The sequence below is a fragment of the Streptomyces sp. NPDC002742 genome (assembly GCF_042888885.1).
GTDB lineage: Bacteria > Actinomycetota > Actinomycetes > Streptomycetales > Streptomycetaceae > Streptomyces.
In genome coordinates this window covers 326,676-350,283 of the sequence record NZ_JBIAQF010000001.1, presented here as the reverse complement: position 1 = coordinate 350,283, position 23,608 = coordinate 326,676, and the positions used below count along the sequence as shown (strand labels likewise).

General features: G+C 71.0%; 20 protein-coding genes and 1 pseudogene. 10 read left to right on the top strand and 11 right to left on the bottom strand.

The window, feature by feature from the left end; genetic code table 11:
- Nucleotides 1-10 precede the first annotated feature (10 nt).
- Both ACFYW8_RS01515 and ACFYW8_RS01510 read left to right on the top strand, forming a co-directional pair.
- Nucleotides 11-682 (top strand): VOC family protein, encoded by a 672-nt coding sequence (locus ACFYW8_RS01515; protein ID WP_389065755.1) that lies wholly within the window; start codon nt 11-13, stop codon nt 680-682.
- 315 nt (nt 683-997) lie between these two features.
- A complete protein-coding gene (locus ACFYW8_RS01510) occupies nt 998-1,330 on the top strand; it encodes a putative quinol monooxygenase (RefSeq protein ID WP_365873642.1) in 333 nt (110 codons plus the stop codon).
- A 215-nt stretch (nt 1,331-1,545) separates the two neighbouring features.
- Here the strand turns inward: ACFYW8_RS01510 and ACFYW8_RS01505 are convergent, their stop codons facing one another.
- The 9 genes and pseudogenes from ACFYW8_RS01505 to ACFYW8_RS01465 form a co-directional block, all read right to left on the bottom strand.
- Nucleotides 1,546-2,262 carry a DUF4232 domain-containing protein gene (locus ACFYW8_RS01505; RefSeq protein ID WP_389065749.1) on the bottom strand — a complete coding sequence of 239 codons (717 nt, stop codon included), beginning with the start codon at nt 2,260-2,262 and terminating at the stop codon, nt 1,546-1,548.
- 159 nt (nt 2,263-2,421) lie between these two features.
- Complete coding sequence (locus ACFYW8_RS01500) at nt 2,422-5,259, bottom strand: BTAD domain-containing putative transcriptional regulator (RefSeq protein ID WP_389065745.1); 2,838 nt, start codon at nt 5,257-5,259, stop codon at nt 2,422-2,424.
- A gap of 381 nt (nt 5,260-5,640) precedes the next feature.
- Nucleotides 5,641-6,024: a DUF2267 domain-containing protein gene (locus tag ACFYW8_RS01495; protein ID WP_365873636.1), complete on the bottom strand. Its 384-nt coding sequence runs from the start codon at nt 6,022-6,024 to the stop codon at nt 5,641-5,643.
- A gap of 180 nt (nt 6,025-6,204) precedes the next feature.
- Nucleotides 6,205-6,480, bottom strand: a pseudogene (locus ACFYW8_RS01490) (ester cyclase); the annotation flags it as partial.
- A 35-nt stretch (nt 6,481-6,515) separates the two neighbouring features.
- A complete protein-coding gene (locus tag ACFYW8_RS01485; RefSeq protein ID WP_389065738.1) occupies nt 6,516-7,547 on the bottom strand; it encodes a medium chain dehydrogenase/reductase family protein in 1,032 nt (343 codons plus the stop codon).
- A 189-nt stretch (nt 7,548-7,736) separates the two neighbouring features.
- Entirely contained in the window at nt 7,737-8,204 is a 468-nt protein-coding gene (locus ACFYW8_RS01480; RefSeq protein ID WP_389065734.1) for a DUF5990 family protein, read from the bottom strand.
- 208 nt (nt 8,205-8,412) lie between these two features.
- Complete coding sequence (pgm, locus tag ACFYW8_RS01475; RefSeq protein WP_389065730.1) at nt 8,413-10,053, bottom strand: phosphoglucomutase (alpha-D-glucose-1,6-bisphosphate-dependent); 1,641 nt, start codon at nt 10,051-10,053, stop codon at nt 8,413-8,415.
- Between the two features lie 221 nt (nt 10,054-10,274).
- Nucleotides 10,275-11,270, bottom strand: coding sequence for an MASE1 domain-containing protein (locus ACFYW8_RS01470; RefSeq protein ID WP_389065725.1), 996 nt, complete (start codon nt 11,268-11,270; stop codon nt 10,275-10,277).
- A 232-nt stretch (nt 11,271-11,502) separates the two neighbouring features.
- Nucleotides 11,503-12,333, bottom strand: coding sequence for a PP2C family protein-serine/threonine phosphatase (locus ACFYW8_RS01465; protein WP_389065721.1), 831 nt, complete (start codon nt 12,331-12,333; stop codon nt 11,503-11,505).
- Nucleotides 12,334-12,639: 306 nt separating this feature from the next.
- Here ACFYW8_RS01465 and ACFYW8_RS01460 point away from each other — a divergent pair, with 306 nt between their 5' ends.
- The 8 genes from ACFYW8_RS01460 (at nt 12,640) to ACFYW8_RS01425 (ending at nt 19,596) form a co-directional block, all read left to right on the top strand.
- Nucleotides 12,640-13,575 carry an ATP-binding cassette domain-containing protein gene (locus ACFYW8_RS01460; protein WP_365873623.1) on the top strand — a complete coding sequence of 312 codons (936 nt, stop codon included), beginning with the start codon at nt 12,640-12,642 and terminating at the stop codon, nt 13,573-13,575.
- Nucleotides 13,572-14,420: an ABC transporter permease gene (locus ACFYW8_RS01455; RefSeq protein ID WP_365873621.1), complete on the top strand. Its 849-nt coding sequence runs from the start codon at nt 13,572-13,574 to the stop codon at nt 14,418-14,420. Before ACFYW8_RS01460 ends, ACFYW8_RS01455 begins: the two co-directional genes overlap by 4 nt.
- A gap of 198 nt (nt 14,421-14,618) precedes the next feature.
- Nucleotides 14,619-15,977, top strand: a complete 1,359-nt coding sequence (locus tag ACFYW8_RS01450; protein ID WP_389065713.1) for a sensor histidine kinase — start codon at nt 14,619-14,621, stop codon at nt 15,975-15,977.
- Nucleotides 15,974-16,651: a response regulator transcription factor gene (locus tag ACFYW8_RS01445; protein WP_365873617.1), complete on the top strand. Its 678-nt coding sequence runs from the start codon at nt 15,974-15,976 to the stop codon at nt 16,649-16,651. The genes ACFYW8_RS01450 and ACFYW8_RS01445 overlap by 4 nt, the downstream gene beginning before the upstream one ends.
- Nucleotides 16,652-16,802: 151 nt before the next feature.
- Nucleotides 16,803-17,243: an OsmC family protein gene (locus ACFYW8_RS01440; protein ID WP_365873615.1), complete on the top strand. Its 441-nt coding sequence runs from the start codon at nt 16,803-16,805 to the stop codon at nt 17,241-17,243.
- A 114-nt stretch (nt 17,244-17,357) separates the two neighbouring features.
- Nucleotides 17,358-17,834: an ATP-binding protein gene (locus ACFYW8_RS01435; RefSeq protein ID WP_365873613.1), complete on the top strand. Its 477-nt coding sequence runs from the start codon at nt 17,358-17,360 to the stop codon at nt 17,832-17,834.
- A gap of 254 nt (nt 17,835-18,088) precedes the next feature.
- Complete coding sequence (locus ACFYW8_RS01430) at nt 18,089-18,979, top strand: Ppx/GppA phosphatase family protein (RefSeq protein ID WP_389065703.1); 891 nt, start codon at nt 18,089-18,091, stop codon at nt 18,977-18,979.
- Between the two features lie 269 nt (nt 18,980-19,248).
- Nucleotides 19,249-19,596: a hypothetical protein gene (locus tag ACFYW8_RS01425; RefSeq protein ID WP_389065699.1), complete on the top strand. Its 348-nt coding sequence runs from the start codon at nt 19,249-19,251 to the stop codon at nt 19,594-19,596.
- Nucleotides 19,597-19,713: 117 nt separating this feature from the next.
- On the opposite strand, the gene ACFYW8_RS01420 is transcribed toward ACFYW8_RS01425, so the two are convergent.
- Nucleotides 19,714-22,257 (bottom strand): discoidin domain-containing protein, encoded by a 2,544-nt coding sequence (locus tag ACFYW8_RS01420; RefSeq protein WP_389065695.1) that lies wholly within the window; start codon nt 22,255-22,257, stop codon nt 19,714-19,716.
- A gap of 668 nt (nt 22,258-22,925) precedes the next feature.
- The gene (locus tag ACFYW8_RS01415; protein ID WP_389065691.1) at nt 22,926-23,543 is read right to left on the bottom strand and encodes a TetR-like C-terminal domain-containing protein; all 618 of its coding nucleotides are present in this window, start codon (nt 23,541-23,543) and stop codon (nt 22,926-22,928) included.
- Between the last annotated feature and the right edge of the window lie 65 nt (nt 23,544-23,608).

The window sequence follows — 23,608 nt, the reverse complement described above, 5'->3', positions numbered from 1 at the left end:
GCATGGGCCCATGGACAAGGTCGGCAACCGCGAGATCCTCGAATCGATCGCGAACGGGTTGAACGACTGGCGCAAGCTCGCTCAGCCCCTCGCCGCCCGCTACCGGACCCCCGACACGGCCTCGGGGGCCGCGTTCGTGAGCGCGGTCGCGCACGCGGCGGCCGTCGCCGGACATGACGTACCGGAGATCAGGCTGGGTCCCGGTCTCGTCGACGTGAGCCTGTTCACCGTCGACGGGAGCGGCGCCCGCTGGATCACCCCGGAGGACCTTGGACTGGCCCGCGTCATCACGCTGCCGGCCCATGAGCACGGGCTCACGGCCGCCCCTGAAGAGGTGACACAGCTGGAGGTCGCCCTCGACACCGCCGACGACACGGTGGCGGGCCCCTTCTGGGCAGCGCTGCTCACGGGAGAGGCCGGCAACACCGTGCACGACACGGTCTTCGACCCGAGGAACCGTGTCCCCAGCGTGTGGTTCCAGCGGGCCGATGCCCACCGGACCCCGCGCCAGCGCTGGCACATGGACCTCTGGCTGGCCCCCGAGGCGGCGGGGACGCGCATTCGGGCGGCCGTCGCCGCCGGGAGCACGGTGGTCGACGATTCCCACTCCCCGTCGTACACGGTCCTCGCCGACCCGGAGGGAAACAGGGTCTGCGTCTGCACGGCGGTCGACCGCGACTGAGGCTTGTCCGTCATCCCCCGGTGGATCAGCGCGCGGTGTCGGACGCGGTGCGCCGCACGGCGGAGGACCGTCTTCGCACGAGGCGCGTCCGGGCCACGCGTCCGGACCCTCCGACGACGCGGCGAGCGAGGTGCCGTAGCTGTCGTCGCGCGCCCGCCGGGGATGCGGGGAACCCGGGCCGGGGCCGCGGAGACAGGGTCCGCCGGCGGACGGGACGAACCTCCCCGTGGAGGTCCCCCGGTCGGCCCGCGGGCCCATGGTGTTCAACCGCCGCGGACGGCACAGAATGGCTCGACACACACCTGAGGAGCCTTCATGATCTTCATTACCGTCAAGTTCCGTGTCCGCCCCGAAGACGCCGAGAAGTGGCCTGAGATCACCGCCGACTTCACCGCCGCCACCCGCGCCGAGCCCGGCTGTCTCTGGTTCGACTGGTCCAGGAGCATCGACGACCCGACGGAGTACGTCCTGGTAGAGGCCTTCCGTGACGACGAGGCCGGAGCGTCCCACGTCCAGTCCGCGCACTTCGAGGCCGCCCGGCAGACCTTGCCCCGGCACCTGGTCGCGACACCGCGCATCGTGAACATGAAGATCCCCCAGGACGACTGGTCCCTCCTGGGCGAGATGGTCGTCGAGGAGCGGTCCTGAGGTTCGCGCACCCGTCGTCGACCGGTCCCGGACCCGTCCCGGACCCCGGGTCCGGCCCACCAGCCGCCGGGCTCGGCACCGTCATCACCGATCCGTAGGCGCGCGGTCCGCCCCCACGACGTACGGTCGCATCCGGTGGCCCGAGGCGGGCGGGCCTCGGGCGGGTGGAGGCGACCGTGGTCGTGCGGCCTTGAGCGGGTGACGGGCTCCGGTGACTAGAAGTCGTCGGCTCCGTTGCGGAGTTCGAAGGTCCAGTAACCGGTGGCCCACTTCGTGGAGTCGACGGCGATGCCTTCGGCGCCCGGGGCCTTGACGGTGGCCGGCGCGCTGCTGCCCTGAAGTCCCACGGAGAAGGCGAACACAGGCTCGGTGTCCGCGTCCTTTCCGCCGTCCGACAGCCTCACGAGAGCGTAGGCGGGTGCCCCGGCGGACAGGACCACGGGGGCGCCCGGCTTGCTCTTGGCGACCGCGGGCACGTTCTCACGGTGGCTCTCCAGGAACTGGACCTCGGGGAAGCCGTTCATCCGGCAGCTGTGACCCGAGGTGTTCTTGGCCGTGAGGACGATGTGGGTGTAGGGCGGACCGCCCTGGTAGCCCGCGCTGATGGCAACGTCCTTGGTGGTGCAGGCGGGCGTGGAGCCGGACGCCGGCCCTGAACCCGAGCCGGAACCCGAAGCCGACTTCGCATCCGAAGCCGATCCGGAACCCGTCGGGTTCTTCGAACCGGCCGTACCGCCGGTGGCGCCGCCGTCCGTCGTGTCGCCGGCGTTCTCGGCGGATGCCGTCGGCGAGGCGGCCCGCGAGGTGCTGCCGGTCTCCGGGCCCGACGACCTCGTGCCGGATCCGTCCGGCCCGCAGGCGGTGAGGGCCAGGGCGAACACGGCCGTGGTCGTGGCGGCGAGAAGCGTGGTGCGGTTACGGATGGTGCTCACGAAGGATCCCCCGAGAATGAGTGCGGCCAACGCCCGGTCACCTGGCGTGCCGTCCCTGAACTGCTGACATGCATCAGTGTCGGGTGTGCCCCTCACGTCGTGCTGACGTTGCGGTGGCGTGCCGCTGACGTCCGCGCCGTGACCGAGCGCACACGGATGTCAGCCGTCGTCGGCGATCCGGCGTACCGCTTCCGCGTACCGTTCGCGGTAGTCCGCCCCCGGGTTCACCCGCAGCAACGCCGCCAGTGCCTGTACGGCGCCCTCGTCGTAACCGGCGCGTTCGGCCTCTTCGGCGGCCCGGTCGAGCAGCGGGATTCCCTCGCTGTGCGCGCCGAGCGCCAGTTGGGCCTCGCCGCAGATGGTCAGCAGCAGCGCGCGGCGCGCCGCCTCCTCGTGTTCGGGGCCGAGATCGAGTGCCGTACGAGCCGACAGGAGCGCCTCTCGGGGCTGGTTCGCGGTGAGTTGTATCCGGGCGAGATGCTGGAGCGCGAGCATCTCGGTGTGGGCGTCGCGTTCCTCCCGGGCCAGCACGATGGCCCGGGTGCAGTTCTCCAGTGCGGCCGCCGGGTCGCCCTGCGCGGCTTCGACCACTGCGAGGTTGATCAGCGCGGTCGCCTCGCCGAGCCGGTCGCCTGCCTGCCGGGCGAGTGGTGGCGAGAGTTCCAGCAGAGCGAGGGCCTCGGTCGGCCGGCCTTCCTCGCTCAGCACCCAGCCGAGCAGCGTGAGTACACGTGACTGGGCGTACGGGTCACGCTCCGCGCGTGCGCATTCCAGCGCGATGTTCAGCAGCGGGACCCAGTTGTCCCTCACCCGCCACACCACTTGGGGCCACTGGAGCAGGATGATGCGCCACGCACGGTCGTCGAGGCCGGCGGCTCGGGCCGCGGCGACGGCCAGGGCCAGGTCTTCGCGTTCGGTGGCCAGCCAGTGCATGGCGGCCACCCGGTCGGTGAAGTCCCGTACGGCTGCGGGGCGATGGAAGTCGTCCGGCAGCGTGAAGCAGGGCTCGCCCCCCGGCTGCGCGGTGTCGGCGGCGGCGAGCGCGGTGGCGATGTAGTGGTCGAGGACGCCGGTGAGGGATTCGCGTCCGGTTCCGGGATCGAGGGTGCGGGCGTAGAGGCGTACCAGATCGTGGAGTTCCCACCGGCCGGGTGCCGTCTCGGTCACCAGGTGGGCGGCGGCGAGGCGTTCCAGCGCCGCGGCGGCGACGAGCGGGTCCGTGTCGGCCAGTGCCGCGGCGGTGAAGGGGTCGAAGTGCGAACCGGGATGGTGGCCGAGCCTGGTGAACTGATGCAGCGCGTCGGGCGGGAGTTGCTGCACGGTCAGGCGCAGGGCGGCGGAGACACTGGTGTCGTCCACGTCGAGATAGGCCAGCCGGTTCTGTTCGTCGGCGAGTTCGTCCGCGAGGTCGGCGAGCGTCCGCTGCGGGCGTCCGGCAAGCCGTGCGGCGGTGACGCGCAGGGCGAGAGGCAGTCCGCCGCACAGTTCGGCGAGCCTGCGCGCCGCCATCGGTTCGGCAAGAACACTCTCCCTGCCGAGGACGCCGGCCAACAGGGCGGTGCCGTCCCCTGGTTCGAGACTGTCCAGCGGGACGGCGCTGGCCGCCTCGGAGGCGACGAGGCCGTCCAGCCGGTGCCGGCTGGTGACCAGAGTGACGCAGTCGGCGCCGCCCGGAAGAAGCGCGCGGACGGTGGCGGAGTCGCGGGCGTTGTCGAGGATGACGAGAAGGCGGCGCCGGTGGGTCAGCGAACGGAAGAGCGCGGCGGCGGCCGACGGCGATTCGGGCACGCGGCGCGGGGGTACGCCGAGCGTCGGCAGGAACTCACGGAGTACCTCCGTGAGAGTGGTCTCGCCGGTGTCGCTGAACCCGCGCAGGTCGGCGAAGAGCCGCCCGTCCGGGAACATGTCGGCGTTGCGGTGGGCCCATTGCACGGCGAGCGCGGTCTTGCCCACCCCCGGCAGCCCGGTGACCAGGCAGACGGGTGCCTCGGCTGCGGCGGCCCGGGTGAGCGCGGCCAGTTCGGTCTCCCGTCCCTGGAAACCCCGGGGCGCCCGCGGCAGCAGATCCGTGGGGTACGGCAGGCCGACCAGAGGCGGGAGGGCAACAGGCCCGGAGCGCCCGGGCGTTGAAACGGAGACGTCGTCGTTACGGGTCTTCGGCCCCTGCGGAGGAAGGCGTTGGCCGGCCGTGTCGCGTATCTCTTCGGCAGGTGGGGCACCCTGGTCCGGCGAAGCGTCCGGTCCGCCCGGCTGGAGGGGGTCGCCCCGCAGGATCAGTGCGTACGCCTGGGCGAGTTCACGCCCCGGGTCGACGCCGAGTTCGTCGACGAGCAGCCGCCTGGTGCGGTGGAACCAGGCCAGTGCCTCCGACTGGCGCCCGGCCCGGTACAGTGCGGTCATCAGGGACGCCGCCAAGGACTCCCGCATGGGGTGGACGACGGCTTCCGTGCGCAGGGTGGCCGCTGCTCGGTCGTGCTCTCCCAGCACGGTGTAGGCGCTCGCCAGTTGCTCGACGGCCGCCAGCCGTGATTCCTCCAGCGAGTGCGCGGCGGCCTGAAGCGGCGGGCCGGGGAACGCGCCGGCGAGGGCCGGCCCCTGCCACAGGGACAGGGCATCCCTGAGCATCAGCACGGCGTCGTGCGCGTCCTGTTGCTTCCTGGCCAGCGCGAGCAGTTCCTCGAACCGCTGGGAATCCAGCAGGGTTTCGGGCGACCGCAGGGCGTACGAGTCGCCGAGTGTGGCCAGTTCGACCCCGTAGGCGGCGGCGTCCGCGCCCGCCAGCAGGGCACGCAGCCGCGACACATGCCCTTGGATGACGCTACGGGCGTGCAGCGGCGGTGCGTCGTCCCACTGACAGTCCGTCAGACGGGCTACCGGCACAGGCGTGTTGACCGACAGCAGCAGCGCCGCGAGCAGGCTGCGGCGTTTGGCCGGGCCGAGTGGCAGCGGTCCCACGAGGGTGTCGACCGACACCGTGCCGAGCAGCCGGAACTCCACGGGTGCGATCCCTTCCAGGTGGGGGCACCCGAACTCGGAGACGAGGAGGAAGCTGAAGGATATCGGGGGTGCGGCGGGGCGCCGACGGGTACGGCCGTGTCCGGCCATGGACCGCTGGGACGGCAGGGCGCCACAGCGGCCGGGATCAACGTGCCGGCAGTCCCGGCACACACTGCGCCGGGACTGCCGGGTGGGCCACTGGCCGCGCTGCCCGCGACGCGGACCCTTGCCGCGAGGAGACGGCGGGTGAAGGCGGCGGGGCGGGGCCGCGGGGCTGTCCGCCCGGCGGGGCGTCGGAGCTGTCCGTCTCGACCGGCGACCTCGGCCGGACGCGGATGCCGCACCCGCCGAATCGTGTCCCAGCGAGAAGAGTCCGGCGAGTCAGCCGACGAATTCCTCGACCGGGTCGGAGAACTCGGCTCCGAGCTGGGACATCATGTTGCCGAACTCCTTCTCGCTGATCGCCTCGCGCAGCGTCACGAGCACGGCGCGTACCCCGCTGTCGGCCTCGTCCTTCTTGAGCATGTTGCGTTCGGCTACACGCCGTACGGTCTCGTCGTAGCCGAAGACCTCGATGGCCGAGGTGGCACCTCGCTGAACGGCTTCGGCCAGGCCTTCAGGGAGCTCCAGCGCCAGGGTCCGGTCCTTGCTCCCGCTGAGCCGGTGGGCAAGCGTCTCCAGCGTGGCGCGCGTCAGATCGGCCGACTCCTGTCGCGACAGGCCCGTGCGCTCCGACACCGCTTGGATGAATTCCCTCTCCTCCACGCGCTGTCTCCTTTTCTGCCTCGTCGGTCAGACGGCTCGGCGGTCTGAGGGCCTGGCGCCCGAAGTCCTGATGATCTCGCGGCCACGCGGCCCTGAAACCACACTGACACGCGGCTGCCGGGCCCGCGCGGGCAAGCCCGTGGCGACCCGTTCACGGGCACCTCGGAACGGGGGCGTGGTTCAAAGGACTTTGAGCTGGGTGAGAAGCCGCAAGGTGTCGGAATCGACCCAGTACTCGACGAACCTGCCGTCACTGATGCGGAGCGTGTCGGTGCCGGTGAAGACGACCTCGGTGCCGGGGCCGGCCTTGGCTCCGGGGAAGCCGCCCGCGTAGGTGCCGGTGGCCGTCCACCGCACTGACACGTACCGGCCGTCCACCAGGTGAGCGACCTGCATCGCGAAGCGCAGGTCCGGGAACGGGGCACGGGTCTGTCCGATCCAGGCCACGAGGCCGTCGGCACCCCGGACGGCACTGCCGTCGCCGAGGACGACTACGGATTCAGGACGACCTTTCCGGCGACGGTGCCGGACTCGGCCAGCCGAAGGGCCTCGGCGACACGGGTCAACGGCAGCTGGGCGGCGATGCGGGCGGTGACCTCACCGCGCTGGAGGGCGGTGAACACCTGCGTGAGGTCGGCGCGCAACCGGGCCCGGAAGCGGTTCTTGGACAGGGCCCGGCCCGCCCAGACGTTGAAGAAGTACGCGTGACGGCCGTTGGGCAGGGCGTTCCACAGCCACACCCGGCCGAGGAGCTTGAGTACGGGCCCCTGCTTGGAGCCCGTGTCGTCGCGGGTGGAGGCGCTGCCGTAGGCGACCAGCGTGCCGCCGGGGGCGAGCAGGTGCCAGGAGTCGACGGCGCTACGGCCTCCGACGTGGTCGAAGACCGCGTCGACGCCGCCGGGGGCGAGTTCTCGCACGCGTGCCGGGACGTCTTCGGTGCGATAGTCGACGGGGGTGACGCCCTGTGCCCGCAGGGCGTCGTGGTGGCGTGCGGAGGCCGTACCGATCACCTTCGCGCCCGCCGCGTGAGCGAGCTGGACCAGGACCGAGCCGACACCGCCGTTGGCACCGTGCACGAGGACGGTCTGTCCGGCCCGGACCCGCGCCTTGCGGTGCAGCATCTGCCAGGCGGTGATGCCGTTGACGACCAAGGTCTCCGCCTCCGCCGCCCCGATCCCCTCGGGCACCGGCACCGCGTCCGCCGCCTCCACGCGCACATGGCTGGCCCAGCCGCCGACCTTGACGAGAGCGGCCACCCGCGTGCCGGCCAGCCCCGGGTCGACGCCCCGGCCGGTGGTGAGGACCGTGCCGACCAGGTCGTAGCCGGGGACGAAGGGGAACGGCGGCTGGTCGTAGTACCGCCCGCGGCGCATCTGCTGCTCGGCGAAGGAGACGCCGGTCGCCTCCATCCGGATCACGATCTGGCCGGGGCCCGCGACCGGGACGGCGCCGTGCCGGATCTCCAGCCCTTCCGGCTCCACCTTGCCCGGCAGGACGACCTCGACGAGCCCTTCGGCGTTCATGACGACCTCCACTGCGCTCTGCGTGAGTTATCAACTATCGCTTTAGTTAGAAGCTATAACTCGCAGGCGTGAACGTCAAGAGCTTTCGTTATAGGTTCTAACTACGGTGGCATCGACGTGTCGCCATGTCGGAGGGCACATCGTCGGCCGACGCACCGACGCACCGACGCATGAGCGGCGGGGCAGGCGCTACGCGGCGGGTTCGGCGGTCCACTCGATCTGCGGCGGCACGACGCGTGCGCACCTGGGGTTGCCGCAATCGTCGGTCAGGCCCAGGTGCCCGACGAGGAGACCCTCGCGCGCGGCCGCGGCGAGCACGTCCGACGGGACGGCGTCGAGCATGAGCTTGGCGCGGCGGAACATGCTGAAGACACCCGCCTCGTCGACGGTGCCCCACGACAGATAGATGAACCGGTGGCCCAGCCGGTCCTGCACATAGGGACCCTTCAGCTCGATACCCGTCGGCGAGGGTGCCGCGGTGCATTCGAGGGTCCAGGTCGCGGACACGCCGTCGCCCGGCTGGGGATCGAGCAGTTCGGCCGGGCGGTCGCGGCGTTGCACGGCCACGTGGATGTTGTCGTACGCCGAGACGGTGCGGCCCTCGGGGGCCGGGCACGTGAGGCCGGGCAGGTCGACGGCGTCGATACGGATGCGCATGCGGGCCATCATGCCGCCGAACCGCCCGGCACCGAGATTCGCGAGGCCTCCGGGGACGGTTCGACCACCGTCGGCGACGACGGTCCGCCCTCGGTCCGGCATCGGGCGATCCGCGGCCGGCGGCCGGGCCGATCCTGGGTGATCCGAACGACACCCCCTGGCGGTACCGGCGCCGTGTCGACGAGACCACGGCGCCGGCGGCGTGGTCTCAGCCGGACAGTGCCGCCGAGACCACCGCCTTCGCCTCGTCCTGCACCTGGCGGAGATGATCGGTTCCTCGGAACGACTCCGCGTAGATCTTGTAGACGTCCTCCGTACCCGACGGGCGGGCCGCGAACCAGGCGTTCTCGGTGGTCACCTTGATCCCGCCGATGGGCGCGCCGTTGCCCGGGGCCTCGGTGAGGACCGCGGTGACCGCTTCCCCGGCGAGGGTGTCGGTGGTGATCTGGGCGGGCGAGAGCTTGGCGAGGAGCGCCTTCTCGTCGCGGGACGCCGGGGCGTCGATCCGCTCGTAGGCGGGCTCGCCGAAGCGCTCGGTGAGCCCGGCGTAGTGCTCGGAGGGCGTCTTTCCGGTGACTCCCGTGATCTCGGAGGCGAGCAGGGCCAGGATGATGCCGTCCTTGTCGGTGGTCCAGACCGAGCCGTCGCGGCGCAGGAAGGACGCGCCCGCCGACTCCTCGCCGCCGAATCCGATGGAACCGTCGACCAGCCCGTCCACGAACCACTTGAATCCGACGGGCACCTCGACCAGCTGACGGCCGAGGTCGGCGGCGACCCGGTCGATCATTCCCGACGACACCAGGGTCTTTCCGATCCCGGTGTCCGCGGGCCACTGCTCCCGGTGGGAGTAGAGGTAGGCGATGGCGGCGGCGAGGTAGTGGTTGGGGTTCATGAGTCCGCCGTCCGGGGTGACGATCCCGTGGCGGTCGGCGTCGGCGTCGTTGCCCGTCGAGATCTGGAAACGGTCGCGCCGCTCGATGAGTGAGGCCATCGCGTAGGGCGACGAGCAGTCCATCCGGATCTTGCCGTCCCAGTCCAGCGTCATGAACCGCCAGGTGGGGTCGGTGAGCGGGTTGACCACGGTCAGGTCGAGCGCGTGCTGCTCGGCGATACGCCCCCAGTAGGCGACCGAGGCCCCGCCCAGGGGGTCGGCGCCGATGCGGACGCCGGCCGCTCGGATCGCGTCCAGATCCAGCACCTGGGGCAGATCGGCCACATAGGTGCCGAGGAAGTCGTAACGGCCGGTGCCGGGAGCGGCGAGCGCCCTGGCGTAGGTGACGCGCCGTACGTCCTTGAGGCCGTCCCTGATGAGTTCGTTGGCCCGGTCCTGGATCCAGGAGGTCGCCTCGGAGCCGGCCGGGCCGCCGTTCGGCGGGTTGTACTTGAAGCCGCCGTCCGCCGGCGGATTGTGGGAGGGGGTGACCACCACTCCGTCCGCGAGGCCCGAGGACCGTCCGCGGTTGTGGGTGAGGATGGCGTGCGACACCGCCGGAGTGGGTGTGTAGCCGTCCGCGCTGTCGAGGAGCACCGCCACGTCGTTGGCCGCGAACACCTCCAGGGCGGTGACCTTCGCGGGCTCCGAGAGCGCATGGCTGTCGGCGCCCAGGAAGAGCGGGCCGTCGATGCCCTGGCCTTCGCGGTATTCGCAGATGGCCTGGCTCGTCGCGGCGATGTGGTCCTCGTTGAAGGCGGTCGCCAGGGACGAGCCGCGGTGTCCGGACGTACCGAAGGAGACCCGCTGGCCGGGTTCGGCCGGGTCGGGGTGGAGCGCGTAGTACGCGGTGACCAACCGGGCTACGTCGACGAGGTCCTCGGGACCGGCCGTACGGCCCGCTCGCTCGTGCTGCATGTGCCCGCACCTCCACATCGGTGGTTCTTCGCTGGTGGTCCCATCTTTCCCCACCGGGCTCCGCCGCGGCACGGCAGCCGTCGCGTCGGCTGAAGGCGGCGTCGATCGAAGGCGGCACCGGGCCGCGTCCCTCGGGAGAGCGGCCGGGCACCCGCAGGAGCGGGCGGCGACGGAGCGAGCGGGCGGCCCGCGGCGACGGCGATCCTCGCCCCTCCCCGCCCTCAGCCCTGGCCGCCCTCGTCCCGGGGAGGCGGTCTGGGCGTGGGATTCCCGGCGGTCAGGTGTTCCAGCACCTGCACCAGCTCCTGGCAGGCCAGCTCCACGGAACGTCTGGTGTTGCGCTGCTCGGTGATCACGGCGGACAGGAGGAGCGCCGTCAGTGCCATGGTTCCGTTGAAGGCCTGCAGCTTGATCATGATCTCGGTATGACTCAGCCCGTCGAACGAACCGACCTCGTCCGTGGCCGCGACCGTGGCCATGACGGAGGCGAAGAGCGCGCACGCCAGACTGCCCGGCAGCTCGAAACGCAGCGCCGCCCAGATCAGCAGCGGATAGACGAGGAACAGCAGGCTGATGGAATTGCGCGTGGCGAGCGGCACCATCACACAGACCGCGGCCAGCAGGAGGACGGCCTCCTTCCACCGGGTCAGGCGCAGCGGCGCGCGGACGGCGTACAGCATCAGGAGCACCGGGGTGATGATCAGGACGCCCATCGCGTCACCCACCCACCACGCCAGCCAGACCGCCCAGAAGCCCCCCAGGGCGAGTTTGCCGGTGAGCACCAGCAGGCCGACATCGACCGTCGCACTGATCATCATGCTGCCCAGGGCCGCCAGGAACACCAGGGCGAGGCCATCGCGCAAACGGCTGAGATCGGTACGGAAACGCACCGATCTCAGCAGGAGGTAGGCGCAGATCGGGGCAACGGTGTTGCCCGCGACGATGCCTATCGCGGAGAGCTGGAACGAGGAGAACGAGGAGAGGGACAACACGACCAGAAGGGCCCCGATCGCGATCCCGAGCCACGATCTGATCCCCAGAAGCAGCAGGGCGGCGACGGCCACGCCGGTGGGCGGCCAGATGGGTGTGAACACCGCTCCCTCGACGTAGAGGCGCCGCAGGAGTCCCAGCCGCCCTGCTCCGTAATAGCAGGCGGCGATCACCAGCGTCTGAAGAGCGGCGACGGCCGGTCGGCGCAGCTCGTGTGTAGCCACCACACAGCCATGAGACACCGCCGGGGCCCCGCAGGCGAGGCGAGCGGCATCCGGCCCTGGGGCCGGATGGGCAGCCCCTGGGACCCAGCGATGGTGACGCCCCGAGGGCCGGACTGTCGTGGCCTCCCACAGAGCCGCACATGCGTGGCTCCCCGAGGCCGGACAGGGGTGGTCTGTCTCCCCGAGGCCGGACAGTGGTCGCCTGTCTCCCCGAGGCCAGGCAGTGGTCGCCTCCCTACGACCGGGTGGTGGGGGCGCCGTGCCCGACCACGAGCACGGCCGCGTCGTCCTCGTGTCCCACGCTCTCCGCGCCCCTGATCACCGCGGCGGCCAGTGAACCGGCCGACAGGCCCGCGACGGCCGCGATCCCGGCGAGCCGTACGACCTGGTCGAGCCCCTCGTCGACGGTCATCGACGGGCCCTCGACGACGCCGTCGGTCAACAGGACGAAGACTCCGCCCGTGGTGAGCCGGTGCCGGGTCACCGGGTACCGCATCCCCGCCTCGATGCCTAGCGGCGGCCCGCCTTCGTCCTCGGTGATGCCGGACTTCCCGTCCGCCGTCGCCCAGACGCAGGGTATGTGTCCGGCCCGCGCGCTCTCCAGCACGCCGGTGGCCGGGTCGAGCCGCATGAAGGTGCAGGTCGCGAAGAGGTCGGTGCCGATGGAGAGGATGAGGTCGTTGGTCCGGGCGAGGAGCTCTCCCGGGTCGCTCGTGACGGAGGCCAGCGCACGCAGGCCGACCCTGACCTGCCCCATGAACGCGGCGGCCTCGATGTTGTGGCCCTGCACGTCACCTATGGACAGGCCGATGCGGTCGTCCGGCAGCTTGAACGCGTCGTACCAGTCCCCGCCCACGTTGAGGCCGTAGCAGGCGGGCGCGTACTGGACGGCCACATCGAATCCCGGGGCGGTCGGCATGTCTCCGGGAAGCATGCCGCGTTGCAGCGCGATGGCCAGCTCGACCTGCGAGCGCTGGAACTCCGCGCGTTCACGCGCCTGGGCGGTCAGCGACCCGAGCCTGGCCAGCAGCTCGTCGTCGTCGTCCGTCGGGGGCTTGCGGGACATCGACCACCCCGGGAGAAATGCCACAGAACGAAAGAAATATTAAGAAAACATATCTATCGGATGATAACGGCCTTGGCGGCGAGATCCATCATCGGTACTTCCCGGCCGCGGGCGCGGGCGACGGCCGGCGGTGACCGCCGGGCTCGACCGCCCTGTCATCCGAGCGCCCGAGCCGAGTGATACCGGAGTACTACGGGCCTCGCGGCAACCCGGCTCCCAGGTGCCACGGATCCGGGGAAATGGCCTCCTAGCGTTGAGGGTGAGCAGTCAGGTGGGGGGCCTGCCCCCGAACGTAAGGGAACATCGATGATCGAGGCACATCAGCTGACGAAGCGGTACGGGGAGAAGACGGCGGTGGACCAGCTGGACTTCGTCGTGAAGCCCGGTACCGTCACCGGCTTCCTGGGCCCGAACGGCGCAGGCAAGTCCACGACCATGCGCATGATCGTCGGCCTGGACGCGCCGTCCGGTGGCAGCGTCACGGTCAACGGCAAGCACTACGCCCAGCACACCGCGCCCCTCCAGGAAGTCGGCGCGCTGCTCGAGGCCAAGTCGATCCACCCGGGCCGGTCCGCGTTCGACCACCTCATGGCTCAGGCCTACACCCACGGCATTCCGCGCCGCCGGGTGGAGGAGGTCATCGAGCTGACGGGCCTCCAGACGGTGGCCAAGAAGCGCGCTGGCGCCTTCTCCCTCGGCATGGGCCAGCGCCTCGGCATCGCGGCGGCACTCCTCGGCGACCCGGCCACCATCATGCTCGACGAACCGGTCAACGGACTGGACCCCGAGGGCGTGCTGTGGATCCGCAACCTGCTCACCGGGCTCGCGGCGGACGGCCGTACGGTCTTCGTCTCCTCGCACCTGATGAGCGAGATGGCGCTGGTCGCCGACCACCTGATCGTCGTAGGACGAGGACGGCTGCTGGCGGACACCACCGTGCGGGAGCTGATCCAGCAGGCCGGCGGTGACACGGTCACCGTGGCGACCGACCAGGCCGCCCGGCTGCGCGAGGTGCTTGCCGGTCCCGGCGTCGAGATCACCGGTGCGGCCGGATCCGAAGAGCTCCAGGTGACGGGTCTGACCCCGCGCGCGATCGGTCTCAAGGCCGCCGAGCACGGCATCCCGCTGTTCGAGCTCAGTTCCCGGACCGTCTCTCTCGAAGAGGCGTTCATGGACCTGACCCGCGACGCCGTCGAGTACCACGCCAGCGCCACCGTCGAGTCCTCCGGGAGGGCCGCATGAGCACCGTCACCGTCACCGACAGCCCCGCGCCCGCACCGGTGCGGGAGGCCCGTCCGACGTACAAGGTCACCGGCCGCCGTGTGCTGCGCTCCGAGTGGGCCAAGCTCTGGTCGCTGCGGTCCACCTGGATCACCCTCGGCCTCGGACTGCTGTTCCTCGTCGCGTTCGGCGTGATCGCCGCCGCGCACTACAAGTCCGAGCTGAACTCCGGCCGGCCCATGCACCGCGACGACGTCGCGGCCACCGCGCTCAGCCTCTCCGTGTTCGGCACGAACTTCGCGCAGCTCGCCCTCGGCGTGCTGGGTGTGCTGATCACCGCGGGTGAGTACTCCACCGGCATGATCCGTTCCACGCTGGCCGCCGTGCCCCGCCGCCTGCCGGTGCTGTGGTCCAAGGCCTCGGTGTTCGGCCTGGTCGCCCTCGTCGTCGCCACCGTCGGTGTCTTCGTCGCGTTCACGATCGACAGCGGCATCGTCTCGGGCACCCCCGCGGCCCTCACCATGTCCCACGCCGGCGTGGTCCGCAGCCTGCTGGGCGCGGGCCTCTACCTCGGTCTGGTCGGCGTGATCGGCACCGCGCTGGGCGCCCTGCTCCGCTCGGTCGCCGGTGGCATCTCGGTCCTGGTCGCCTCGCTGATGCTGGTGCCCGGTCTGATCTCGCTGCTGCCCAGCTCGTGGCAGGACAACATCAGCCCGTACCTGCCGAGCAGCGCGGGCGAGTCGATGTTCGCGCTGACCCACGACTCGACCACCCTGTCGCCGACCGCCGGGCTCGTGGTCTTCCTCGGCTGGACCGTGCTCGCCCTGGCGGGTGCCGCCTACCGTCTCGTCCGCTCGGACGCCTGACCCACCGCGCACCGCGCCGCGCGACCGGCACGGCACCCGACCGGACTCACCCGGTCCGGTGTCGTGCCGTCCGGGCACCGGGCGTCACGACCGAGCCGCGCGGTGACGCCCGTACGAGGACACGGGGAGGCGCGTACGAGGACGCGGCCGGACCCACAATGGACAGGTGAGACCCATGAGCGCGGACCGGTGACTCCCATGAACATCGACGACACCGCCCTGCCCGAACCGGCGGACGACCGGCCTTTCGCCGAGGCCGACCTGCCGTGGAACCACCCGCTGGCCCGTGCGCTGTCCCGTCTCGGCCGTCGGCTCAAGCAGGGCGACCGGAAGCGTCCGTGGCTCCTCGACTCGGCGGTGACGGCCGTCGTGGCGCTGCTGTTCTGCGTGCCCGACCTGGTGCACGACGACGACGGCAGACACCACGGCTTCGACACCCAGTTCACCCACCTGCCCTGGCCGGGGACGCTCGCGCTGCAGGCCGGACTGGTCCTTCCTCTGCTGTGGCGGCGCAGAAGGCCGTCCCTCGCCTTCGCCGTGATCACCGCGGTGTTCATCCTCCAGCTCGCGCTGGGCGTCTGGCTGCGCGCGGACGTCGCCGTACTGATCGCCCTCTACAGCCTCGTGCTCCACGGGGAGCTGCGACGGCTGCCCGTGGCCTGCGCGGTCACGGCCGGCGCGCTGGGGCTGGTCGCCGTGCGCCTGCCGTCCGACGTGCACGTCCTGGACGCGCTGTTCTTCCTGTTCAGCACCATAACGGCGGCCGTCGCGCTCGGACTGGCGGTGCGTATCCGGCGCGGCCAGCTCGCCGTCCTGCGGGACCGCGCGACCCGGCTGGAGGTCGAACGCGACCAGCGCAGCAAGCTGGCCGCCGCCGCCGAACGCACCCGTGTGGCCCGCGAGATGCACGACATCGTCGGTCACAACCTCTCCGTCATCATCACCCTCGCCGACGGCGGCGCGTACGCGGCCGACCTCGCGCCGGAACGCGGCAAGCAGGCCCTGCTGCTCATCGGTGACACCGGGCGGCAGGCACTCGGCGAACTGCGCCGCCTGCTCGGCGTCCTGCGCGAGCAGACCCAGACTCCCGCCACCCCCGAGCTGAGCCCTCAGCCGGGCATCGGGGACATCGACGGCCTGTGCGAGCGGATACGGGCCGCCGGCCCGCACGTCGTCCACCGCAGCAGTGGCGAACCGGGCACCCTGGACCGCGGCGTCCAGCTGGCCGTCTACCGCATCGTCCAGGAGGCTCTCACCAACGCCCTCAAGCACGGGGGCCCCGAGACCCGCGTCGATCTCGAGGTGAGCGTCGAGGACACCCTGCTGCACATCGACGTCCACGACACCGGCCCGGGTACCGCCACCTCCCGCTCCCGGCCGCACGACGACGAAGGACACGGAATCCCCGGCATGAGAGAACGCGCGGCCCTCTACAACGGGACGGTCGTCGCGGGCCCCGCCCCCGACGGCGGATGGACGCTGCGGGCCACCCTCGACCTCACCCCTCTGGGCGGGACCGATCTCGCTCCGTCGGCCGCCGCGGGGGGTGCCGCATGACCAGTGTGCTCATCGTCGACGACCAGCCGCTTCAGCGCCTCGGTTTTCGGATGCTCCTGGAGAGCACGCCGGACACCGATGTCGTCGGGGAGGCGTCCCACGGGGGCGACGCCGTCCGCAGGGCGGCCGAACTCCGCCCGGACGTGATCCTCATGGACGTACGGATGCCGGGCATGGACGGCATCGAGGCCACCCGTCGGGTCGTCGCGTCCGGCGGCCGGTCCCGCGTCCTGATCCTGACCACGTTCGACCTGGACGAGTACGCCTACGCCGCGCTGCGCGCGGGAGCCAGCGGATTCCTCCTCAAGGACGCCCATCCGGAGGAACTGCTCGCCGGCATCCGCGCGGTCGCCGCGGGCGACGCGGTGATCGCCCCCGCCCTGACCCGCCGCCTCCTGGACACCTACGCCAAGCACCTCCCCCGCGATCCCGTGACGGGAAAACCGCAGGACGACACGCGCGTACGCGCCCTCACCGAGCGGGAGTACGAGATCTTCGTCGCCATCGGCGAGGGCTGGAGCAACAGCGAGATCGCCGAGCGCCTGGTCGTGGCGGAATCCACCGTCAAGACCCATGTCGGCCGTGTCCTGGCGAAGGTCGGAGCCCGCGACCGCGTCCAGGCCGTCATCCTCGCCTACGACCTCGGCGTCGTCCGCCCGAACCCACCCGACTGACTTCCCCGGGCCGTCGAGGGTCGCGCGAACTCCCCCTCGTGGACCGGCGCGCGCGTCAGCCGGCGGACGACCCGGCCGGCGTGGCCTCGGCCGGTGACCGGCCGAGGCGCATCCGAGGCGGGTACCGCGACCCGATACTAGGGTCGGCGACATGACCGACAACAACCTGCGTCTCGTCACCGTGGAGCGGACCGGTACCGGGCACTTCACCGCGACGAACGCGCGCGGCGGGACGATCGCCTTCGGTACGAGCTCCGATCCCGAGGGAGAGGACGCGTTCACCCCGGTCGAGTTGCTGCTCGCCGCCATCGGGGGCTGCACCGCCGCCGACGTCGATGTCGCGACCGCCCGCCACGCCGAGCCCACGACGTTCACCCTGACCGTGACCGGCAACAAGATCGGCGACGAGCTCGGAAACCGGATGACCGACCTCGCGGTCACCTTCTCCGTGGCGTTCCCGGACGGCGAACCCGGGGACCGCGCGCGTGCGATCCTCCCCCGGGCCGTCAAGACCTCCCACGAAAAGCTCTGCACGGTCAGCCGCACCGTGGAGGCCGGCACCCCCGTCACCGTGACGATCGCCGCCGACTGACCGCGCCGGGACCCGCGGCGGGCCCCGGCGAACGATGACGCGGCCGGGTGGAGTGAAGCGGCGTTTTCGGGGCAGACGCCGAACGTCGAAGAGCGTGGATGCGGGACGGATCGTATGGGCCGACGGGTGAGCGAAGCGGGACAGCAGGAACAGCGGGGTGCACTGATCGAGGCATCAGTCGCGTACGACGGTGACTCCGCGTGCATCGCCCAGGCGCGGGCGTTCACCCGTGACTTCCTGACGCGGGTGCAGGCGGTCGCCGGGCTGCCCGTCTCCGGACGGGTGATGGGCGTGGTGCCCCTGGTCGTCAGCGAACTGGTGACCAACGCGGTCAAGTACGCGGCCGGACCCTGCCTGTTGTCTCTGGAGGTCGACCAGGGTGCCGTGAAGGCGACCGTCTGGGATTCCGACCCAACCCTTCCGGTGGCGCGGGCCGCCGACGCGGGCCGGGTCGGCCAGCACGGGCTGGAAATAGTCATGGCCGTGTGCCACTCCTTCGAGATGCACCGGGAACCCGTCGGCAAGCGGATCACCGCCGTGGTGACGCTGGCCGACACGCCGGACAGTGATCTGGGCCACCCGGTCACCTGACGCCGAGCACCGTCACCCGTGCGACAGCGGGGAACACGGCCGATCGCGCGAAGTCGCCGCAGGGAGCCACGCGGAGCAGCCGTGGCACCCTGAAGAGCGCCCTGAAGAGCCGAAACGAAATCGTGTCGCGTCAATGCGGCCGGCCTGCGGGACAATGGCGAGTTCGCAAATCTCCTTCGGCAAGGAAACGGGTGGTTAACACAGTGCGGCAGGCAGGTGTACTAGACGTCGGGTGTCACAGCGCGCTCCTCACCGTGGCGCGGCGACGCGCCGGGGTGGACATGGAACCGGTGCTGTCCCGAAAGGTACGGCTCCAACTGCACGAGACGCTCGACGCGAAGGGGCGTCTGCGCAAGTCAGGCGTACGCAGTGTGCAGCGGGCGGTGGCCGAAACACTCGCCGAGGACCGGGAGCCCTTGCCGGAGGTCTACGCGTTCGCCACGTCCGTGATTCGCGACGCCCCCAATCGCGAGGAGGTCCTCGCCCAGGTGGCCAGCGCCACCGGCACCCGGCTGCGGGTGCTGTCCGGCGAGGAGGAGGCCCGCCTGGCCTATGTGGCCGCACGCCGTTGGGCGGGCGCGCGGGCCGGTTCCCTGCTGGTGCTGGACATCGGTGGCGGGACCGTGGAGATCGCGTCAGGCACGGCCGAGCAGCCGTGTACGGCCCTGTCCCTGCCGCTGGGCGCGCGAACGGTCACCCGTGACTGGAAACTCGGGGAGGCCGTGTCCTCGAAGCGGCGACTGGCCGAGGTGCGCGACCACCTGAGCGACCGCCTCGCCGAGGTGGCCGACCTGCCGAGGGCCGAGCCCGACGGGCGGGTGCTGGCCTGCTCCAAGACCTTCACCCAGCTCGCCCGCTACACCACCGCCGGCCGCGACCGCTCCGGGGCCCCGCAGCGCCTGACCCTTGACGACGTACGGGCCGCGGTGGGCGTGCTGGCCGAGAACGGGTCCACGGGCCGCGCTCGGCTGCCCGGGATCTCGCGTCACCGGGCCGGGCAGTCGCTGGCCGGGGCGCTGGTCGCGGAGGCCCTGATGGAGGCCTGCCGGGCCACGAGCGTGGAGATCTCCCCCTGGTCCACCAGGGAGGGCCTGCTTCTGGAGCGCCTCGGGGCCCTGCGCGCCAAGGGTTCCACCCGCCGCTGAACCGGCCGGTCACCGGCCGCGTGTCCCGCGGCGGCGGACTCGCGGCCGTCGGTTCCGTCAAACGCGTGGACACCGCCGCGCGTTCGAGACGCCCGGGCCCGACAGGCGGCTCGGCGCGACCCGTTGTGCGGGCGCGTGACGATCGCGGGCGGGAACAAACCCGTACCTCTCGACGCTGATCCGAGTACCCCGGCAGGTGCCGGGAGGCGGAGTGTCGCGGGGTGTGGTGGACCGCCCGGCGGCTCGATTCGTGGAAAGGCGTGAGAGCGATGACGGCGTCCGGACAGCGGCTGCTTCGGGGGGCCGGGGCGGGTGAGTCGCCCCTGGTGACGTCCTGCGGCCGCAGGATCTCCGTGAAGGAGATGCGGCTGGCCACGCCGGACCGGCCGATCGGCCGCGTCACCCTGGACGTGGGACCGGACCAGGGCGACGAGCACGGGGTGTGGGCCTCTCTCACTCCCGCCGAGGCGCGCGAACTGGCCCGGCGTCTCCTCGCCCACGCCGCCCTGGTGGAACCGGCGGGACCGCCCGATCAGGAAGCGCCGCGGGCTCACGCCATGCCTCTCGACACGACGGGAGCCGCGTCGGGCTCCCGCTCCGGACACCGCTCCGCCTGAGCGGACGACGGCCCCGGAGAGCCCCTGGCCCGGCGCGAAACGACTTGCGGGTGCCGGGCTCCCCCGGAAGAGGGGGAGCCCGGCACCCGCGTGCCTGTCAGTCGGCGCCGTTCAGGTTCACGGGAACTGCGTGACCTTCGACGGGACCGTGTCCGTCCCCGACGTCGGCGCGCCGGTGTTGTTGACGACGTGGGCGTACTGGCCCTTGCCGCCCAGGGAGATCACCAGGATGTCGTGCAGCTTGACCCCGGTCTTCACCGGGACCTGGAAGCCGTGCGCCTGCACGATCGACGAGTCCGTGGTGAAGTTGCAGTAGCTGCCCAGACCCCATGCCTCGTGCACGGCCACGGAGTCGGCGACCTTGTAGGCCGCGTATCCGACGATGCCGTCGTGGGTGATGGCGGCGGAGTTGGGCACGTCGTACGCCTTCTCGTTCTGGAAGAAGATCGTGCGCCCGTTCTCGCCGTTCCACAGCACGTCGTACTTGTTGAAGTGCTCGACGAACAGGCCGGTCGCCAGGACGTCGTCACCGTTGACCACGAGGCCGTAGTCGGCGCGGTTGGTGTCCCAGCCGATACCTTCGCCGTGGTCGGCGCGCCAGAGCCAGGTGTGGTCGATCACGACGTCGTCGCTGTTGACCACGACCGAGTTGGTGGCGAGGCCGGGGCCCGCGCCGCCGATCCGGACGAACACGTCCTGCATGGTGGTGGGGTTGGCGGAGTGGTCGGCGGAGGAGCCCGACGGGCCGATCTGGAGCAGGGTGCCGGAGTTGGAGCGGCCCGCGTCGATCAGGAATCCGGCGAGCCTGACCCCGTCCACGTCCGCCACGTGCATGGCGTCGACGCCGTTGTCCGGCACGATGGTCGCCAGCCCGAGGCCGAGGACGACGGTGTTGGCCCGGGTCACGTTGATGGTCTGGTCGAGGTGGTAGACCCCCGGGGTGAACAGCAGGTTGAGGCCCTGGGCGAGCGCCGCGTTGATGGTCGCCGCGGTCGCGCCGGGCTTGACGACGTAGAACTGGTCGAGCGGGATCGACGTGCCGGCCGTGTTGGGCCACGAGACACCGCGGGCGTTGGTGCGCTTGGAGGGCACGAACACCTTGTAGGCGCTGCCGTCCAGGTACAGGAAGGGCTTCTCGCGGGAGACCGGGGTGGTGTCCAGGGTGGTGTACGGGCCGGAGTCGAAGTTCGTCGCCGGCGCTCCCTGGACGCCCGTGAAGGTCATGTTCCAGACGCCGTTGGTCCAGCCTCCGACGGAACTGTCACGGGTGTACCACTGCTGCTGCGAGTACGGACCGACCGTGCCGTCGATCTTGGAGTCGGCGATGTAGCCGCCGGAGGCCCAACCGTAGCCGTTCGGGGACAGGTTCAGGCCGCCCTGTACGTGGATACGGCGGAAGGGGGCCGCCTGGGCCACCGCCCAGCGGTCGGTGCCGTTGGAGGGCGTGATCGACAGGTTCTCCGCCGAACGCCAGAAGTTCTGGGTGGCGTTGCCGTTGAACCAGCCCGCGTCGACGGTGACGTCGCCGTTGATGTGGGTGTCGTCGGGGTTGAGGCCGAGGCCCGAGATCGAGGTGTAGAAGCCGACTTGGGCGTTGATGCCGTTGTACGTGCCCGGCTTCATCAGGAACTGGTAGCGGGCGGAACCGAACTGGTTCGACTCCTGCTGGGCGAAGACCTGGTCGAACTTGCCCTGCAGATCGGGCGTCGAGGGGTCCACGACGATGACGTTGGGCCCGAGGTCTCCGCCGCCCTGTACGGGCGGGGTGCCGGTTCCCGTACCGGTGTGGACGGCGACCTCCCACAGGGAGTACCCGTACGCGGTGCCCCGGGTCGTCCCGTAGATCCGTACGTAGCGGCCCTGGCCGGAGACGTCGTAGGAGGCGGTGCCCCCGGTGCCGTCGGTGACGGTCTTGAGGACGGTCCAGTTCTGGCCGTCCGCGGAGGCCTGGATCTGGAAGGCCTTGCCGTACGCCGCCTCCCAGTTGAGGTCGATCCGGCACAGATCGCTGGTGGCTCCCAGGTCGACCTGGACCCACTGCGGGTCGGCGAAGGCGCTGGCCCAGCGCGTTCCGGTGTTGCCGTCGAAGGCCGCCGAGGCCGGGCTCGCCGCGTTCTCGGTGGAGGAGGCGGTGGCCGCCTTGCCCTGGGCCGCGTTGGCCGAGCCACAGGTCCCGGGCGTGGTGGTGCCGCTGGTGCCGAAGACCTGGAACTCCCAGAGGGAGTAGCCGTACGGGGTGGCACGGTGGACGCCGTACATCCGCACATAGCGGCCCTGGCCCGAGACGTCGAGGGTGTCGGTGCCCCCGTCGCCGCCGGTCACGGTCTTGATGTCGGTCCAGGTGCTGCCGTCCGGGGAGGTCTGGACTCGGTAGTCACTGCCGTACGCGGCCTCCCAGTTGAGGACGACCTTGGTGATCGTGGCCGTGGCGCCGAGGTCGACCTGGAGCCACTGGGTGTCCGTGGCGCCCGACGACCACCGGGTGGCGGTGTCGCCGTCGACGGCGTAGGCGGCGGGAGTGCCCCCGTTCTCGTCCGAGGAGGACGTGGCCGTCTTGCCCTGGGACAGCGGGAGATCGGCCGCGGCGGCCGGTCTCTGCAAGGGCAGGGTGATGAGCGCGGCCATTGCGGCCAGCGCGACACCCAGGGTTCTGAGTTTCATGCCGTGACTCCATGCGGGTGGGGTGACGAGCGGAGCGGACACACTGAATCGGGAGCTGAGGACACAGCTCTGCCATGTGAGAGGGAGGGGTATGAACTGGCCTTCCGGCGCTCTTAGTTCACGCTTTGATTTAAGTAATGAACCATCAAGGTGACAAGCCCCGCGACACGAGTTTCTTCAATTCGTGCGCACGGAGACCCCGCTGGTGGCCACTTCATGGGGTTTGACCTGGACGGGGGTCGTCACGGACGGTCCGGAGGCCGCTCTGATCCGTCAAGACTTGAAGGCTCGGGAGGGTTTGGATCCTGCGCACCGGCCGCGACCTCGACCAGCTCACCGCCGAAGACGTCTTCTAGGCACCTGGCCCGAAGATCCGATCTGGGCCCAGTGGGCCTGCCCGAGCCCGATCCGCCGCGGCGACGGTGCGGGCAACTTCAAGGCCGTGGATCAACCAGAGCATGGCCGAGGACGAGGCGTTCCGGGCCTCGGCCGTCATCGAGACCGCTCCAGGTCAGTTTCGACGCTGCGATGGCCAAGCTCAACAGCCTCAAGCGATCTGCAACCGATGGTCGGCCGCAGCCGGTCGACCTTGGCATGCCGGTCTTCACCGACCACGCACCCCCGCCCCAGCAGGGACCAGGAGGGCCCGAATACCGGCCCTGATCGCGTCAAAGGGCGAGTTCGGCTTGGCGAAGGCTGCGGAACACCGCCGGGGTCGTCCATCCGCGCAACGTGGCGTGAATCGCCGATCGGAATGCGGCCTCGGCCGTGGCGGCGTCGAGGGCCCCGGCCAGTTCGAGAGTCACCAGCCCGTGCAGGGTGGCCCAGACCGACAGGGCGATCGACGTTGCCTCACCGACGAGGACGGACGCCGTCAAGGCGCGATCGATCGCCGCGAGGAGTGGACGGATCGGGTCACCGGCACCGACCTCCCCCGACGGGTCGAAGGACTGCACACCACCGAACAGCACCGTGTACAGGTGGCTGTGTCCGCGCCCCCAACGACGGTAGGCGACGGCCAGCGCGTAGAGGTCGGCGAGAGGGTCCGCGGAGGTCTGCGCCGCCGACAGGTCCTGGAACAGGCCGGCGACGGCCCTGTCGCGCACCGCACCGATCAGCCCGTCCTTACCACCGAACAAGGAATACACCGCCGTCGTCGACGCCTCGGCAGCAGCGGCCACGGCGCGGACCGTGAGCAACTCCCGCGGACGGGTGGCGAGCATCTCGGTCGCGCACACCACAAGCCGCTCTTTGACGGCCTCGTCGTTTGTTCTCGGCCTACCCACGACCAGCAGCCTACCGTCTTTGATAACGTCGTTTTGAAACAGCGTTCTGAAATTGGGGGTCCGCC

Excerpts from the sequence above, each read along its gene's own strand:
- ACFYW8_RS01450 (WP_389065713.1), top strand. The coding sequence starts at position 14,619 with ATGAACATCGACGACACCGCCCTGCCCGAACCGGCGGACGACCGGCCT.
- ACFYW8_RS01510 (WP_365873642.1), top strand. The coding sequence starts at position 998 with ATGATCTTCATTACCGTCAAGTTCCGTGTCCGCCCCGAAGACGCCGAG.
- ACFYW8_RS01460 (WP_365873623.1), top strand. The coding sequence starts at position 12,640 with ATGATCGAGGCACATCAGCTGACGAAGCGGTACGGGGAGAAGACGGCG.
- pgm (WP_389065730.1), bottom strand. The coding sequence starts at position 10,053 with ATGCAGCACGAGCGAGCGGGCCGTACGGCCGGTCCCGAGGACCTCGTC.
- ACFYW8_RS01455 (WP_365873621.1), top strand. The coding sequence starts at position 13,572 with ATGAGCACCGTCACCGTCACCGACAGCCCCGCGCCCGCACCGGTGCGG.
- ACFYW8_RS01420 (WP_389065695.1), bottom strand. The coding sequence starts at position 22,257 with ATGAAACTCAGAACCCTGGGTGTCGCGCTGGCCGCAATGGCCGCGCTC.
- ACFYW8_RS01480 (WP_389065734.1), bottom strand. The coding sequence starts at position 8,204 with ATGCGCATCCGTATCGACGCCGTCGACCTGCCCGGCCTCACGTGCCCG.
- ACFYW8_RS01435 (WP_365873613.1), top strand. The coding sequence starts at position 17,358 with ATGGGCCGACGGGTGAGCGAAGCGGGACAGCAGGAACAGCGGGGTGCA.
- ACFYW8_RS01445 (WP_365873617.1), top strand. The coding sequence starts at position 15,974 with ATGACCAGTGTGCTCATCGTCGACGACCAGCCGCTTCAGCGCCTCGGT.
- ACFYW8_RS01425 (WP_389065699.1), top strand. The coding sequence starts at position 19,249 with ATGACGGCGTCCGGACAGCGGCTGCTTCGGGGGGCCGGGGCGGGTGAG.
- ACFYW8_RS01485 (WP_389065738.1), bottom strand. The coding sequence starts at position 7,547 with ATGAACGCCGAAGGGCTCGTCGAGGTCGTCCTGCCGGGCAAGGTGGAG.
- ACFYW8_RS01515 (WP_389065755.1), top strand. The coding sequence starts at position 11 with ATGGACAAGGTCGGCAACCGCGAGATCCTCGAATCGATCGCGAACGGG.
- ACFYW8_RS01440 (WP_365873615.1), top strand. The coding sequence starts at position 16,803 with ATGACCGACAACAACCTGCGTCTCGTCACCGTGGAGCGGACCGGTACC.
- ACFYW8_RS01465 (WP_389065721.1), bottom strand. The coding sequence starts at position 12,333 with ATGTCCCGCAAGCCCCCGACGGACGACGACGACGAGCTGCTGGCCAGG.